The following is a 14,484-nucleotide window of genomic DNA, read 5'->3' on the forward strand; positions in this document are numbered from 1 at the left end:
TTACAGCACCTCCGGTGCAAGCGAGATGATCTTCATGAACCGCTTGTCCCGCAGCTCACGGCCCACCGGGCCGAAGATACGGGTGCCGCGGGGGTCGCCACCGTCCTTGATGATCACGGCGGCGTTCTCGTCGAAGCGGATGTACGAGCCGTCGGGCCGACGCTTCTCCTTCGCGGTGCGGACGACGACGGCCTTGACCACGTCGCCCTTCTTCACGCCGGCGCCCGGGATCGCGTCCTTGACCGTGGCGACGATGACGTCACCGATGCTCGCGTAGCGCCGCCCCGAGCCGCCGAGAACCCGGATGCACAGAATCTCCCGTGCACCGGTGTTGTCGGCCACCCGCAGCCGCGACTCCTGCTGAATCACTTCTGTCTCCTATGTCTCGCCGGTTCACCGGCCCGCGCTGCCTTTCGGGGGCGCGCGAGGGTGGCAGAGCCCCCTCGCCCCGGCAGCACAGCCCCGGTGCCTGACGGAACTCGCATGCTTACTTGGCGCGTTCGAGGATCTCGACGACGCGCCAGCGCTTCGTCGCGGACAGCGGACGGGTCTCCATCAGCAGGACCCGGTCGCCGAGGCCGCACTCCTTCTCGTCGTGCGCCTTGAGCTTGGTGGTGCGCCGCATGACCTTGCCGTAGAGGGCGTGCTTCACGCGGTCCTCGACCTCGACGACGACGGTCTTCTGCATCTTGGCGCTGACCACCAGGCCCTCGCGGACCTTACGGCGTCCGCGGACCTCGGTCTGCTGCTCTTCGGTCGGTTCGGTCACTTCGTCACCTCAACATCGGCTGCGGGCTCGTCAGGCGCGGTGGACAGGCCGAGCTCGCGCTCACGCATGATCGTGTAGATCCGGGCGATGTCCTTCCGGATCACCGGAAGCCGGCTGTGGTTGTCGAGCTGACCGGTGGCCGACTGCACCCGCAGGTTGAACAGCTCGGCCTTGGCCTCACGCAGACGTGCGACCAGCTCCTCGTCACTCTGCTCACGCAGCTCCGAGGCCGCGATTCCCGCCGCCATCAGGCATCTCCCACTTCGCGCTTGACGATGCGGCACTTCACCGGAAGCTTGTGGATCGCGCGGCGCATCGCCTCACGCGCGATCGCCTCGTTGGCGAACGACATCTCGAACAGGATGCGGCCCGGCTTCACGTTGTAGATCCACCACTCCGGCGAGCCCTTACCCGAGCCCATCCGCGTCTCGGCGGGCTTCTTGGTCAGCGCCCGGTCCGGGAAGATCGGGATCCAGACCTTACCGCCACGGCGGATGTGCCGGTTCATCGCGATACGGGCCGACTCGATCTGCCGGTTGGTGATGTATCCCGACTCCAGCGCCTGGATGCCGAAGTCGCCGAACGTCACCTTCGTGCCGCCCTTGGCCGCACCCGTCCGGGTGGGCCGGTGCGGCTTACGAAAGCCCTTCGGAGGCTTGCGAGGCATCAGCATTGGTCAGCCCTCCTGCTCCTGCGTTGCTGCGGGTGCCGCGGCCTGCTCGGCCGGAGCCGCGGCCGGCGCCGACGCGGCGGCCTGCTCGGCTGCCGCGGCCCTGCCGGCCTCGGTGCCACCCGCGGTGGTGCCGGACGAGCCCGACCGGCCACGACGCGGCCGCTCCGGCCGGTCGGCACGGTCACGACGTCCACGCGACGGCGCCTCCTGCGGGGCCTCGCGGCCCGGCACGGCGTCACCCTTGTAGATCCACACCTTCACACCGATGCGGCCGAACGGAGTACGGGCCTCGAAGAAGCCGTACTCGATGTTGGCCCGCAGCGTGTGCAGCGGGACCCGGCCCTCGCGGTAGAACTCGGTGCGGCTCATCTCCGCGCCGCCGAGACGGCCCGAGACCTGCACCCGGATGCCCCGCACGAGCGGGTTCTTCATCGCGCCCTGCATCGACTTACGCATCGCGCGCCGGAAGCTGACCCGGCTCGACAGCTGCTCGGCGACGCTCTGCGCCACCAGCTGCGCGTCGGACTCCGGGTTCTTGATCTCGTGGATGTTCAGCTGCACCTGCTTGCCGGTGAGCTTCTCCAGGTCGGCGCGGATGCGGTCGGCCTCGGCACCCTTACGGCCGATGACGATGCCCGGACGCGCGGTGTGGATGTCGACACGGACCCGGTCACGGGTGCGCTCGATGTCGACCTTCGCGATCCCGGCCCGCTCCAGACCCTTGGACATCATCCGGCGGATGCGAACATCCTCCTTGATGTAGTCCTTGTAGAGCTTGTCCGCGTACCAGGTCGACCGCCACTCGGTGCTGATGCCGAGCCGGAACCCGTGCGGGTGGACTTTCTGACCCATTACTCGGTCCCTTCCTCGGCCTCGGCGTCGGCCTTCTTCTCGGCCTTGTCGGCCTTCTTGGCCTTCGGCTCAGCCTTGTCGGCGGCCTTCTTGGCGGCCTTCTTCGCCGCCTTCGGCTCGTCTGCCGTGTCGGCGTCGTCAGTTGCCTCGATCGCCTCGTCGTCGGCAGCCTGCGCCTCGGTCGCCTTGCTGGCCTTGGCCGGCGCGGCCTTCGAGCGGCGCGACGGCGCGGCCGTCACGTCGGCGGCGCGACCACGACCCGCGGCGGAGCCACGACGGCCGCCACCGGCGGCCGGCACGCTCTCGACCACGATCGTGATGTGGCAGGAACGCTTGCGGATCCGGTACGCCCGGCCCTGCGCGCGGGGGCGGAACCGCTTGGCGGTGATGCCCTCGTCGACGTAGGCCTCGGCGACCAGCAGCGAGTCCGGGTCGAGCCGCTCGTTGTTCTCGGCGTTGGCGATCGCGCTGGCGAGCACCTTGTAGACCGGCTCGCTCGCCGCCTGCGGCGCGAACTGCAGCACCGTGAGCGCCTCCTTCGCGGGCAGCCCGCGAACGAGGTTGACCACACGGCGCGCCTTCATCGGCGAGATGCGCACGTGCCGCGCAACCGCCCGGGCGCCCGGCAGCGCCGGCGCATCGCCCTTGGTTGGCATCGGGAGATTCCCCTCAACTATCGCGGCAGCCGCTTAGCGGCGGCGGCTCTTCCGGTCGTCCTTCTCGTGGCCCTTGAACGTGCGGGTGAGCGCGAACTCGCCCAGCTTGTGGCCGACCATCGCCTCGGTGATGAACACCGGGTGGTGCTTGCGACCGTCGTGCACGGCGATCGTGTGGCCGATCATGTCGGGGATGATCGTCGACCGGCGCGACCACGTCTTGATCACGTTCTTGGAATTACGGCTGTTCTGGGCCTCCACCTTCTTGGCAAGGTGGTCGTCGATGAACGGGCCCTTCTTCAGGCTGCGTGGCATCTTCTATAGCTCCTTAGCCGCGCTTCCGCGTGGCGTACCGGCGACGGACGATCATGCGGTCGCTCGGCTGACCCTTGCGACGGGTGCGACCCTCGGGCTTGCCCTTGGGGTTCACCGGGTGGCGACCACCGGACGTCTTGCCCTCACCACCGCCGTGCGGGTGGTCGACCGGGTTCATCGCGACACCGCGGACGGTCGGGCGCTTGCCCTTCCAGCGGTTACGACCGGCCTTGCCCCAGTTGATGTTCGACTGGTCGGCGTTGCCGATCTCGCCGACGGTGGCGCGGCAGCGCACGTCGACACGACGGATCTCACCGGACGGCATGCGCAGCGTCGCGTACGCGCCTTCCCGGCCGAGCAGCTGGATCCCCACACCGGCGGAACGGGCCATCTTGGCGCCGCCGCCCGGGCGCAGCTCCACCGCGTGCACGGTGGTACCGACCGGGATATTGCGCAGCGGCAGGTTGTTGCCCGGCTTGATGTCGGCGCTGGGGCCGGCTTCGATGCGGTCGCCCTGCTTGATGTCCTTCGGCGCGATGATGTAGCGCTTCTCGCCGTCGACGAAGTGCAGCAGCGCGATGCGCGCGGTGCGGTTCGGGTCGTACTCGATGTGGGCGACCTTGGCCGGCACGCCGTCCTTGTCGGCCCGCTTGAAGTCGATCACCCGGTACTGGCGCTTGTGGCCGCCGCCCTGGTGCCGGGCGGTCACCTTGCCGTGCACGTTGCGGCCGCCCTTGCTGTGCAGCGGACGCAGCAGCGACTTCTCCGGCGTCGACCGAGTGATCTCGGCGAAGTCGGAGACGCTCGAACCACGACGGCCCGGCGAGGTCGGCTTGTACTTGCGGATTGGCATCGTTACTCCACCCCTTAGCTGACCGGGCCGCCGAAGGCTTCGATCCGGTCGCCATCGGCCAGCTTCACCATCGCGCGCTTCGTGTTCTTGCGCTTGCCCCAACCGGTGCGGGTGCGCTTGCGCTTGCCCTCCCGGTTGAGCGTGTTGACGGTGAGCACACGCACGTCGAAGATCTGCTGAATCGCGATCTTGATCTGCGTCTTGTTGGCGTCCGGGTGAACCAGGAACGTGTACCAGTTGCGGTTCAGCTCGCCGTAGCTCTTCTCGGAGATCACCGGAGCGATGATCACGTCACGCGGGTCGGCGACCGTGGTCACTTCTCCTCCTCCTCGTCGGCGTCGGCCTCGTCGTCGGCCTTGGCCTTGGCGGCCTTGGCCTTCGAGGGCTTCTCGTCCTTGTCGGCCTTCTCCGCCTTCTCCGACTTCTTTGTGGAGACAGCGACCTCGGTGCGCTCGGCGGGAACGCCGAGGAACTCGTCGAGGGCCGGGGAGGTGAAGACGACCGCGTCAGCGTTCAGCACGTCGTACGTGTTGAGCTGACCGGCCTCGATCAGGTGCACGTGACCCAGGTTCCGCAGCGAGTACCAGTTGAGCTCGTCGGCGGACGGGAGAACCACCAGCACCTTGCGGCTGTCGGTGATGTTCGCCAGCGCGGCGATGGCGTCCTTCGTGCGCGGGGTCTCCCCCGTCACGAACTGCTCCACCACGTGGACGGCGCCGGCGCGGGCCCGGTCGGAGAGCGCACCGCGCAGGGCGGCGGCCTTCATCTTCTTGTTGACCCGCTGGCTGTAGTCACGCGGCACCGGGCCGTGGACGACGCCACCACCGGTGAACTGCGGCGCCCGGATCGAGCCCTGACGGGCGCGGCCGGTGCCCTTCTGCTTGTAGGGCTTCTTGCCGCCGCCAGCGACCTCGCCCCGCGTCTTCACCTTGTGCGTGCCCTGCCGCGCGGCGGCGAGCTGGGCGACGACGACCTGGTGCATCAGCGGGATGTTGGCCTGCACGTCGAAGATGTCGGCGGGCAGCTCGACCGAGGCGGTCTTCGTGCCCTCGTGGTCCTTCACGTCGACGCTGCTCATGCGGCACCGCCCTTCACGACCCGGGCCTTGGAGGCCGTACGGAGGAGAACCGTGGCACCCTTCGGGCCGGGGATCGCGCCCCGCACCAGGATCAGGTTCTGCTCGGTGTCGATGGCCTGGATGCGCAGGTTCTGCACGGTGTAGCGGACGCCACCCATGCGACCGGCCATCCGGACGCCCTTGAACACGCGGCCGGGCGAGGCGCAGCCGCCGATCGAGCCGGGCGAGCGGTGCTTGCGCTCGACGCCGTGCGCGGCGCCCAGGCCCTTGAACCCGTGCCGCTTCATGACACCGGCGAAGCCCTTGCCCTTGGTCACGCCGGTCACGTCGATGACCTGACCGGCCGGGAAGCCCTCGACCGTGATCTCGGAGCCGAGCTCGTACTCCGACGCGTCGGTGGTACGGAGCTCCACCAGGAACCGCCGCGGCGCCACGTCCGCCTTCGCGAAGTGGCCGCTCTCCGGCTTGTTCACCTTGCGCGGGTCGATCGCGCCGTACGCGATCTGGACGGCGCTGTACCCGTCCTTCTCGGGGGTGCGTACCTGGGTGACGACGCAGGGGCCGGCCTGAACCACGGTGACCGGGACGACCTTGCCGTTGTCCCACACCTGGGTCATGCCGAGCTTCGCGCCCAGGATGCCCTTGACTTGCCTATCCATAGTCGAACTACCCCTACAGCTTGATCTCGATGTCAACGCCCGCCGGGAGGTCGAGCCGCATGAGCGAGTCGACGGTCTTCGGCGTGGGGTTGATGATGTCGATCAGACGCTTGTGCGTGCGCATCTCGAAGTGCTCGCGCGAGTCCTTGTACTTGTGCGGCGAGCGGATCACGCAGTAGCGGTTGATCTCAGTAGGCAGCGGCACCGGTCCGGCGACATCCGCCCCCGTCCGCTGGACCGTCTCGACGATCTTCCGGGCCGAGGTGTCGACGACCTCGTGGTCGTACGCCTTGAGCCGGATGCGGATCTTCTGTCCCGCCATGGTCTTCCTCCCTGCGGGGACTCAGATCCCCACACAACTCCGGTTGCCACTTGCTTCACAGCGGGTCGAACCGGGTCCGGTGCTGCCGTGTTGTCATCTGCCCTCCGACCCCCGCGGTCGGGCGTGTCGCGTTCGTGGGCCAGACTCCGGCCATGGTTGATCACTCGGTGACCTACCTGAGCGGTGGATGTTCCCACGGGCGCGGCGCGCCCAGCCGCTGCGGTTCCGGATCGCCCCGGCCCACAAGAACGTGGTCCAGATCGGGCACCCGCACGAAGCGGCTGAAGCTACTGGTTACCTAATGTCCCCCAGCAGCCTCAGCCGCCACGCAACGCAACCTGTCCAGTATGCCGTACCGGGCACCGATCCCCAAATCGGGGTCGATGCCCGGCGGCGACTACTTGATGATCTTGGTGACGCGGCCCGCGCCGACCGTGCGACCACCCTCACGGATGGCGAAGCGCAGCTGCTCCTCCATCGCGATGGGCTGGATCAGCGCGACCGTCATCGTGGTCGTGTCGCCCGGCATGACCATCTCGGTGCCCTCGGGGAGGGTCACGACGCCGGTCACGTCGGTGGTACGGAAGTAGAACTGCGGCCGGTAGTTCTGGAAGAACGGCGTGTGCCGGCCACCCTCCTCCTTCGAGAGGATGTAGACGGTCGCCTCGAAGTCGGTGTGCGGGGTGTTGGAGCCCGGCTTGACGACGACCATGCCGCGCTCGACGTCCTCGCGCTTCACACCGCGCAGCAGCAGACCGACGTTCTCACCCGCGCGCGCGTCTTCGAGAACCTTGCGGAACATCTCGATGCCCGTGCAGACGGTCTTGATCGACTTCGACCGGATGCCGACGATCTCGACTTCCTCGTTCGGCTTGAGGACGCCACGCTCGCAGCGGCCGGTGACGACCGTGCCGCGACCGGTGATCGTGAAGACGTCCTCGACCGGCATGAGGAACGGCTTGTCGGTCTCACGCTCGGGCTGCGGGATCGCGGTGTCGACCGCGTTCATCAGCTCCATGAGCGCGTCGGCCCACTTCTCGTCACCCTCGAGCGCCTTCAGCGCCGAGACCCGCACGACCGGCAGGTCGTCGCCGGGGTACTCCTGCGCCGACAGCAGCTCGCGGACCTCGAGCTCGACCAGCTCGAGCAGCTCCTCGTCGTCGACCATGTCGCTCTTGTTGAGCGCCACGACGATGTAGGGGACGCCGACCTGGCGGGCCAGGAGGACGTGCTCGCGGGTCTGCGGCATCGGTCCGTCGGTCGCCGCGACCACCAGGATCGCGCCGTCCATCTGGGCGGCACCGGTGATCATGTTCTTGATGTAGTCGGCGTGACCGGGGCAGTCGACGTGGGCGTAGTGCCGCGCCTCGGTCTGGTACTCGACGTGCGCGATGGAGATCGTGATACCGCGGGCCTTCTCCTCCGGCGCCTTGTCGATCTCGTCGAACGGCGTGTACGGGTTGAGGGCCGGCATCTTGTCGTGCAGCACCTTGGTAATGGCCGCGGTCAGCGTCGTCTTACCGTGGTCGATGTGACCGATGGTGCCGATGTTGACGTGCGGCTTAGTCCGCTCGAACTTCGCCTTCGCCACTGGTGTCCTCCTCAAGGACTTGCATGGTTCGTACGCGACTTGGGTCTAACGGCCGACGGCCTAGGCCCGGTACTTTCAGCAGTTCAATCCCGCTAACGCTAGGGGAGATTACTCGCCCGTCGCCTTCGCGATGATCTCCTTGGCGACGTTCTGCGGAACCTCGTTGTAGGAGTCGAACTGCATCGTGTAGCTCGCCCGGCCCTGGGTCTTCGACCGCAGGTCGCCGACGTAGCCGAACATCTCCGACAGCGGCACCAGAGCGCGCACGACGCGGGCGCCGCTACGCTCCTCCATGGCCTGGATGGTGCCCCGGCGGGAGTTGAGGTCGCCGATGACGTCACCCATGTTGTCCTCGGGGGTGACGACCTCGACGCCCATCATCGGTTCGAGGAGCACGGGACTGGCCATCTTGGCCGCTTCCTTCAGCGCCATCGAACCGGCGATCTTGAATGCCATTTCCGACGAGTCGACCTCGTGGTACTGCCCGTCGACCAGCGTCAGCTTGACACCGACCAGCGGGTAGCCGGCCAGGATGCCGTACTGCATCGCGTCCTGGGCACCGGCGTCGACCGAGGGGATGAACTCCTTCGGGATCCGACCACCGGTGACGGCGTTGACGAACTCGTACGTCGGGCCGTCCGACGAGAGGTCCAGCGGCTCCAGGGTGACGATCACCTTGGCGTACTGGCCCGACCCACCGGTCTGCTTCTTGTGGACGTACGTGACCTTCTCGACCGTCTTGCGGATCGTCTCGCGGTAGGCCACCTGCGGCTTGCCGATGTTGGCCTCGACGTTGAACTCGCGCCGCATGCGGTCGACGAGGATGTCGAGGTGCAGCTCGCCCATGCCGGCGATGACCGTCTGGCCGGTCTCCTCGTCGAGGTGCACCCGGAAGGTCGGGTCCTCCTCGGCGAGCCGCTGGATGGCGGTCGACAGCTTCTCCTGGTCGGCCTTGCTCTTCGGCTCGATCGCGACCTGGATGACCGGCTCCGGGAACGTCATCGACTCCAGGATCACCGCGTGCTGCGGGTCGCAGAGCGTGTCGCCGGTGGTGGTCTGCTTGAGACCCTGCACGGCGATGATGTCGCCGGCCTGGGCCGTCGACCGCTCCTCACGCTTGTTCGCGTGCATCTGGTAGATCTTGCCGATGCGCTCCTTGCGGTCCTTGGTGGAGTTGATCACCTGGGACCCGGAGTCGAGCTTGCCGGAGTAGATCCGCACGTACGTCAGCTTGCCGAGGTGCTTGTCCGTCTGGATCTTGAACGCCAGCGCCGAGAACGGCTCGGTCACCGAGGGCTTGCGCTGCAGCGGCGTCTCGCCGTCGGTGGCCGTGCCCTCGATCGCCGGGATGTCGAGCGGCGAGGGCAGGTAGTCGACCACGGCGTCGAGCATGGGCTGCACGCCCTTGTTCTTGAACGCCGACCCGCAGACGACCGGGTTGAGCTTGCCGTCGATCGTGGCCCGCCGGATCGCCTTCTTGATCTCGGACTCCGACAGCTCCTCGCCGTCGAGGTACTTGACCATGATGTCGTCGTCGGCCTCGGAGAGGGTCTCCAGAAGCTTCTCGCGCCATTCGGCGGCCTGGTCGGCGAGGTCGGCCGGGATCTCCTCGACCGCGTAGTCCTCGCCCTTCTTCGTCTCCCCACGCCAGGTGAGCGCACGCATGCCGACCAGATCGACGACGCCGATGTGGTCGGCCTCCAACCCGATCGGGATCTGCAGGACGAGGGTGGTGGCGTTGAGCCGCTCCTTCATCATCTGCACGCAACGGAAGAAGTCGGCCCCGGTGCGGTCGAGCTTGTTGACGAAGCACATCCGCGGGACGTGGTACTTGTCGGCCTGCCGCCAGACGTTCTCGGTCTGCGGCTCCACGCCGGCGACACCGTCGTAGACCGCCACCGCGCCGTCCAGGACCCGCAGCGAGCGCTCGACCTCGACCGTGAAGTCGACGTGCCCCGGCGTGTCGATGATCTGGATGGTGTGGCCGTTCCACTCGCACTTGGTCGCGGCGGAAGTGATGGTGATGCCGCGCTCCTGCTCCTGCTCCATCCAGTCCATGACGGCCGCGCCCTCGTGAACTTCACCGATCTTGTACGTGATACCGGTGTAGAACAGGATGCGCTCGGTCGTCGTGGTCTTGCCGGCATCGATGTGCGCCATGATGCCGATGTTGCGGAGCTTCGCGAGGGCGGCGTCTGCGGCTGCCACGGTGTTCCCTTCCTTGGGGGGATCACCCCCGAGTCAAACGCCGGCGGGGACTGCGGTCCCGTTACCAGCGGTAGTGCGCGAAGGCCTTGTTGGACTCGGCCATCTTGTGCGTGTCCTCACGCCGCTTGACGGCGGCGCCAAGACCGTTGCTCGCGTCGAGAAGCTCGTTCATCAGCCGCTCGATCATGGTCTTCTCACGGCGGGCGCGGGAGTACTGCACCAGCCAGCGCAGGCCCAGCGTCACGGCCCGGGGCGGACGCACCTCGACCGGCACCTGGTAGGTGGCGCCACCGACACGGCGGCTGCGCACCTCGAGGGTCGGCTTCACGTTGTCCATCGCACGCTTCAGGGTGACGACCGGGTCGGTGCTGGTCTTCTCCCGGCAGCCTTCCAGCGCGCTGTACACGATGCGCTCCGCGAGCTGCCGCTTGCCGCCAAGCAGGATCTTGTTGATCAGCTGCGTGACCAGCGGCGAGTTGTACACCGGGTCGGCCACCAACGGGTGGCGCGGGGCTGGGCCCTTACGCGGCATGTCAGCTCTTCTCCTTCTTCGCGCCGTAGCGGCTGCGAGCCTGCTTGCGGTTACGCACACCCTGGGTGTCGAGCGAACCACGGATGATCTTGTAACGGACGCCGGGGAGGTCCTTCACGCGACCGCCACGCACGAGCACGATCGAGTGCTCCTGCAGGTTGTGACCAACGCCGGGGATGTAGGCCGTGACCTCGAACCCGCTCATCAGCCGGACACGGGCGACCTTGCGCAGAGCCGAGTTCGGCTTCTTCGGCGTGGTGGTGTACACACGCGTGCACACACCGCGCCGCTGCGGGCACCCCTTCAGCGCCGGAGTCTTGCTCTTGCTGATCTTGGCCTTGCGGCCCTTACGGACCAGCTGCTGGATGGTGGGCACCGGGTCTGCCTCTCCCTTCGGCCGTGGCGGCCGTGCCGGTTTACTGCTTCGTTGCTGTCTTTATGTCGTCTGTCTATAGCGAAATGTCGTGAGCGCCGGATCGGTCTTCACCGACCCCCGCGGTCGGGCGTGTCGCCCCGCCTGCGGTCTCAACCCTCTGTCCCGGGGAGGACCCCCGGGTTGTCTGTCGCACACGGAATCCCGGACGGATTGCCAACCGTTGGCGGGCACACGAGCTGAGTAGTCAGCCAGGTCGCCGGACCGCCACCGAGGTGAGCGCCGGCGCGGGCGCACACAATCCGCCCGGCGAAGCCGGGCACGAAGAGAAAGAGTACCCACCACAGGTACCCCGGTCAAAATCGGGGGCCGGATGAGCGACTTTCGATATCCAGAGTACCTGCCCGATCGCGCTGCGACACGCGGTCTCAGGAGCTCACCGAGACCAGGGTCACGAGGGCGAGCAGCATGCCGCCAGCGGTGAGTACAACACCCGAACCACCGCAGACGATTCCCGAGACGGCCACCCCGCGCCCGGTGATGCGTCCCCGCGACGCCTTGATCAGCCGCACCGCCACCAGGCCCAGCCCGACGCCCGCCAACCCCAGCAGCCCCGCCAGGATCGCGAACGCGCCCGAGACGAGCACCCCCCAGTCCTCACCGCCACCGGCGATGCCGAAGCAGCCCACGACGAGCGACACGACGATCGACGCGATGCCGGCCACCAGGCTGCCGATGGCCTGGCCGGAGAACGTCGGCGGCACGGAGACGATCGCGACCCCGAACTCGGTGCCGTGCACGGGCTCCACGTGCACCGGACCGGTGCGCGCGTCGGGCGGCGGCTGCACGACCGGAGCGGGAGCGGCCGCGTAGGGACCGGGGACGCCACCGCCCGGATAGGCCCCGGCATACTGCGGCGCTTGTACGGGAGCCTGTACGGGAGCCTGCACCGGAGCCTGTGCCGGCATCTGCCCGCCGGGCGGGGCCCACTGCGGGCCGCCCGGAGGGGGCGCGCCGGGTCCGTGCTCGGTCACCGTGTCACCAACAATCCGACCAATGGTCCGCTCAGCATCGTCACACCACGATCTCGATGCGGTTCACCCGCCCATTGTGCCCGGCTACCTCCCAGCGCGGGGAGGTAAGGTCCGGTGGGTTCACGCAGCCAACGGGCAGCAACGGAAGGAACCTCGGGCGCGCATGACAAGTACGCCAACCGACACCGCCCCACCGGAATCGGTCGAGCCGCGGTCGGTCGCCACCACACCGCCCGCTCCCCGGTCGGCCGGGTCGACGGTGGCCGGCGCATCCGGGTCCCAGGCAGGGTCTCAAGCAGGGTCTCACGGGGAGGCGGAACCCCAGGCGGCCTCGCGCCTCGCGCGGGCCCGGAGCTTCGCGACCCGGCGCCCCGACCTGGTGGCCGCGCTCGCGTTCGTGGCGCTGGCGCTGTGGACGGCCGGCGGGCTGTTCCTGAACCCGTTCGACCGCGTGTCCGCGCACAACCCGAACGACCAGATCTGGTTCGAGTGGCTCCTCGAACACGGCGCGTACACGGTGCGGCACCTCGAGAACCCGCTGTTCTCCGAGCGCCAGAACTACCCCTTCGGGGTGAACCTGATGGCGAACACCTCGGTGCTCGGCATCTCGATCCCGCTGGCGCCGATCACGATGGTGTTCGGCAGCGCGATCTCGTACTGGGTCTTCCTCGTCGGCGGCCTCGCGGGCACCGCGTACGCCTGCTACCACGTGTTCTCGCGGCACCTGGTCACCTCGAAGGTGGCCGCCTGGCTGGGCGGCGCGGTGATCGGCTTCGCGCCGGGCATCATCCACCACGCCAACGGCCAGCCGAACTTCTCCACGCACTTCCTGGTGCCGTTCCTGGTGCTCTACGCGCTGCGGCTGGGCCGGCCCGGCCGGGTGATGAGAGACGGCCTGATCATGGCCGGGCTCGTCGTCTGGCAGTTCTTCATCAACCAGGAAGTGCTGCTGATCACGGCCGTCGCGCTGGGCGTGATCACGCTCGTCAGGATCCGTGACGTGTGGCCGAACGGCCCGCGCATCCTGGGGTCCCTCGGCATCACGGCGGTGGTGGCCGGCGCCCTGCTGGCGTACCCGATGTGGTTCCAGTTCCGGGGCCCGCAGTCCTACCGCGGCCTGCCCTTCGAGTTCCACAGCTGGGGCGAGGACCTCGCCGCGTACGTCACGTTCGCCCGCGACACGCTCGCCGGCGACGCGTACGTCGAGAAGGTCATCGGGCACACCGAGCAGAACACCTGGTTCGGCTGGCCGCTGGTGCTGGTCGTGCTGGCCGCGGCCGTGCTGCTGTGGCGCCGCTCCAAGGTCGCCCGGATCGCCACGATCGCCGCCGGCATCTTCGTGGTCGCCGGCATCGGTCCCGAGGTCGTGGTCAACGGCAAGGAGACCGGCATCCCCGGCCCCTGGGCGCTGATCAGCAGCGGGCACGTGCCGGTGCTCGAACTCCTGCAGCCCACCCGGCTCACGATGGTCGTGGTCGGGGTGGTCGGTCTACTGGTGGCGCTCTCCTGGGACGCCCTGAGGGGGATGTCGTCGGGGCCGAGGAGCGCAGGAAGCGACGCGACCGAAGCGACGGGGGAAGGCGACACCGGAGAGGCCTCGGGGCGCGTGCGAGCGCCATGGGGCAGTGCGCTGCGCACCGTCCCGGTGGCGCGGAAGCGGGCGTTCGGGATGTTCGCGATCGCGATGGCGCTCGTGCCGATCACGCCCTGGGTGATGCCCACGATGGTGGCACCGAAGGTGCCCGACTTCATCGTCGACGACCACTGGCGGGCCTACACGCCGGCCGGGTACACCGTGCTACCGGTGCCCGTGCCCAACAACGCCGACGGCATCTGGACGCTGCGCTACAGCGCCGCCGGCCGCCAGGAGTTCCAGATCCCGCACGGGTACTTCATCGGCCCCGACGAGAACGGCCGTGGCTGGTACGGCCCGGTCTCGCGGCCCACCACCTACTGGGTCAACCACGTCGCCAAGACCGGCCGCATCGACGGCCGCGACGACGACCTGGTCGCGCCGACCGACGAGATGAAGGTCGGCATGAAGCAGGACCTGGTGTTCTGGAAGGTCGGCGTCGTGGTGATCGGCCCGCACCCGCACCAGCGCGAGCTGAAAATGCTCTGGGACCAGGTGCTGGGGCCCGGCAAGTACTCACACGGCGCCTGGATCTGGGACGTCCGCTGGCTCACCGTGGCGGGCAACCCGTAGCCCCGCGATCGTGGACGCTCCGCGTTGCCCTGGCTACGACGATCGTCCAAGATCGCGGTAGCCAGGGCTCGCAGGTTCCCGGGTGCCGTGTGGCGCGACGCGTTTCAGCGACACACGTCGGCGCCAGTCCACGCCGTCCGCCCACGCCGTCCGCGGCGCCCCGCTCTGCGCCGATCTTGCAGTTGTGGCCTCCCTGAAAATATGACATTTGCGCAAATAGGGGCGGCCACGAGTGCAGGATCGGCGCAGAGCTGCGACACGGCGTGACCGCGGGCGGCGCGACAGGTCAACAGACCTGACGAAGCGCCACCAGTGTCCTGAGTCGTTGATTCGTATGTAGTTGTGATGTGTCACTGTGCGTTC

The 14,484-nt window shown here is 68.1% G+C and carries 16 protein-coding genes and 2 pseudogenes; 1 reads left to right on the forward strand and 17 read right to left on the reverse strand.

The genetic code is table 11. The features are described 5' to 3' along the window. The 17 genes and pseudogenes from rplN to Voc01_RS01455 form a co-directional block, all read right to left on the reverse strand. Positions 1–369: a 50S ribosomal protein L14 gene (gene rplN / locus Voc01_RS01375; RefSeq protein ID WP_007073026.1), complete on the reverse strand. Its 369-nt coding sequence runs from the start codon at positions 367–369 to the stop codon at positions 1–3. 118 nt (positions 370–487) lie between these two features. Then, entirely contained in the window at positions 488–769 is a 282-nt protein-coding gene (rpsQ, locus tag Voc01_RS01380) for a 30S ribosomal protein S17 (protein WP_203925367.1), read from the reverse strand. Beyond that, positions 766–1,017: a 50S ribosomal protein L29 gene (gene rpmC / locus Voc01_RS01385; protein ID WP_203925368.1), complete on the reverse strand. Its 252-nt coding sequence runs from the start codon at positions 1,015–1,017 to the stop codon at positions 766–768. The genes rpsQ and rpmC overlap by 4 nt, the downstream gene beginning before the upstream one ends. After that, positions 1,017–1,442, reverse strand: coding sequence for a 50S ribosomal protein L16 (gene rplP / locus Voc01_RS01390; protein ID WP_203925369.1), 426 nt, complete (start codon positions 1,440–1,442; stop codon positions 1,017–1,019). Before rplP ends, rpmC begins: the two co-directional genes overlap by 1 nt. 3 nt (positions 1,443–1,445) lie before the next feature. Then, positions 1,446–2,294, reverse strand: coding sequence for a 30S ribosomal protein S3 (rpsC, locus tag Voc01_RS01395; protein ID WP_203925370.1), 849 nt, complete (start codon positions 2,292–2,294; stop codon positions 1,446–1,448). A 152-nt stretch (positions 2,295–2,446) separates the two neighbouring features. Beyond that, positions 2,447–2,950 (reverse strand): annotated as a pseudogene (gene rplV / locus Voc01_RS01400) (50S ribosomal protein L22); the annotation flags it as partial. Between the two features lie 33 nt (positions 2,951–2,983). Beyond that, the gene (rpsS, locus tag Voc01_RS01405) at positions 2,984–3,265 is read right to left on the reverse strand and encodes a 30S ribosomal protein S19 (protein WP_203925372.1); all 282 of its coding nucleotides are present in this window, start codon (positions 3,263–3,265) and stop codon (positions 2,984–2,986) included. Positions 3,266–3,278: 13 nt separating this feature from the next. Beyond that, complete coding sequence (rplB, locus tag Voc01_RS01410; protein WP_203925373.1) at positions 3,279–4,118, reverse strand: 50S ribosomal protein L2; 840 nt, start codon at positions 4,116–4,118, stop codon at positions 3,279–3,281. 14 nt (positions 4,119–4,132) lie between these two features. Continuing rightward, on the reverse strand, positions 4,133–4,435 hold the full coding sequence (gene rplW / locus Voc01_RS01415) for a 50S ribosomal protein L23 (RefSeq protein WP_203925374.1): 303 nt from the start codon (positions 4,433–4,435) through the stop codon (positions 4,133–4,135). Between the two features lie 125 nt (positions 4,436–4,560). Next, positions 4,561–5,196: pseudogene (rplD, locus tag Voc01_RS01420) on the reverse strand (50S ribosomal protein L4); the annotation flags it as partial. Further along, complete coding sequence (gene rplC, locus Voc01_RS01425) at positions 5,193–5,855, reverse strand: 50S ribosomal protein L3 (protein ID WP_203925376.1); 663 nt, start codon at positions 5,853–5,855, stop codon at positions 5,193–5,195. The pseudogene rplD and the gene rplC, both read right to left, overlap by 4 nt. Positions 5,856–5,868: 13 nt before the next feature. Then, entirely contained in the window at positions 5,869–6,177 is a 309-nt protein-coding gene (gene rpsJ, locus Voc01_RS01430; RefSeq protein ID WP_203925377.1) for a 30S ribosomal protein S10, read from the reverse strand. Positions 6,178–6,574: 397 nt separating this feature from the next. Next, positions 6,575–7,768 carry an elongation factor Tu gene (gene tuf, locus Voc01_RS01435; protein WP_203925378.1) on the reverse strand — a complete coding sequence of 398 codons (1,194 nt, stop codon included), beginning with the start codon at positions 7,766–7,768 and terminating at the stop codon, positions 6,575–6,577. A gap of 108 nt (positions 7,769–7,876) precedes the next feature. Next, entirely contained in the window at positions 7,877–9,976 is a 2,100-nt protein-coding gene (gene fusA, locus Voc01_RS01440; RefSeq protein WP_203925379.1) for an elongation factor G, read from the reverse strand. Between the two features lie 61 nt (positions 9,977–10,037). Beyond that, complete coding sequence (gene rpsG / locus Voc01_RS01445) at positions 10,038–10,508, reverse strand: 30S ribosomal protein S7 (RefSeq protein ID WP_203925380.1); 471 nt, start codon at positions 10,506–10,508, stop codon at positions 10,038–10,040. A gap of 1 nt (position 10,509) precedes the next feature. Continuing rightward, positions 10,510–10,884 carry a 30S ribosomal protein S12 gene (gene rpsL, locus Voc01_RS01450; RefSeq protein WP_203925381.1) on the reverse strand — a complete coding sequence of 125 codons (375 nt, stop codon included), beginning with the start codon at positions 10,882–10,884 and terminating at the stop codon, positions 10,510–10,512. Between the two features lie 425 nt (positions 10,885–11,309). Continuing rightward, positions 11,310–11,915 carry a hypothetical protein gene (locus tag Voc01_RS01455; protein ID WP_239159854.1) on the reverse strand — a complete coding sequence of 202 codons (606 nt, stop codon included), beginning with the start codon at positions 11,913–11,915 and terminating at the stop codon, positions 11,310–11,312. A gap of 163 nt (positions 11,916–12,078) precedes the next feature. Between Voc01_RS01455 and Voc01_RS01460 the strand changes: the two genes are divergently transcribed. Next, positions 12,079–14,121, forward strand: coding sequence for a hypothetical protein (locus Voc01_RS01460; RefSeq protein ID WP_203925382.1), 2,043 nt, complete (start codon positions 12,079–12,081; stop codon positions 14,119–14,121). Positions 14,122–14,484 lie beyond the last annotated feature (363 nt).

Source organism: Virgisporangium ochraceum (genome assembly GCF_016863655.1).
GTDB classification, from domain to species: domain Bacteria; phylum Actinomycetota; class Actinomycetes; order Mycobacteriales; family Micromonosporaceae; genus Virgisporangium; species Virgisporangium ochraceum.

Bases quoted from the DNA above. Each gene is read 5' to 3' on its own strand.
- Voc01_RS01460 (WP_203925382.1), top strand. From the start codon at position 12,079: ATGACAAGTACGCCAACCGACACCGCCCCACCGGAATCGGTCGAGCCG.
- rpsG (WP_203925380.1), bottom strand. From the start codon at position 10,508: ATGCCGCGTAAGGGCCCAGCCCCGCGCCACCCGTTGGTGGCCGACCCG.
- rplB (WP_203925373.1), bottom strand. From the start codon at position 4,118: ATGCCAATCCGCAAGTACAAGCCGACCTCGCCGGGCCGTCGTGGTTCG.
- rpmC (WP_203925368.1), bottom strand. From the start codon at position 1,017: ATGGCGGCGGGAATCGCGGCCTCGGAGCTGCGTGAGCAGAGTGACGAG.
- rplP (WP_203925369.1), bottom strand. From the start codon at position 1,442: ATGCTGATGCCTCGCAAGCCTCCGAAGGGCTTTCGTAAGCCGCACCGG.
- rpsC (WP_203925370.1), bottom strand. From the start codon at position 2,294: ATGGGTCAGAAAGTCCACCCGCACGGGTTCCGGCTCGGCATCAGCACC.
- rpsS (WP_203925372.1), bottom strand. From the start codon at position 3,265: ATGCCACGCAGCCTGAAGAAGGGCCCGTTCATCGACGACCACCTTGCC.
- rpsJ (WP_203925377.1), bottom strand. From the start codon at position 6,177: ATGGCGGGACAGAAGATCCGCATCCGGCTCAAGGCGTACGACCACGAG.
- rplC (WP_203925376.1), bottom strand. From the start codon at position 5,855: ATGGATAGGCAAGTCAAGGGCATCCTGGGCGCGAAGCTCGGCATGACC.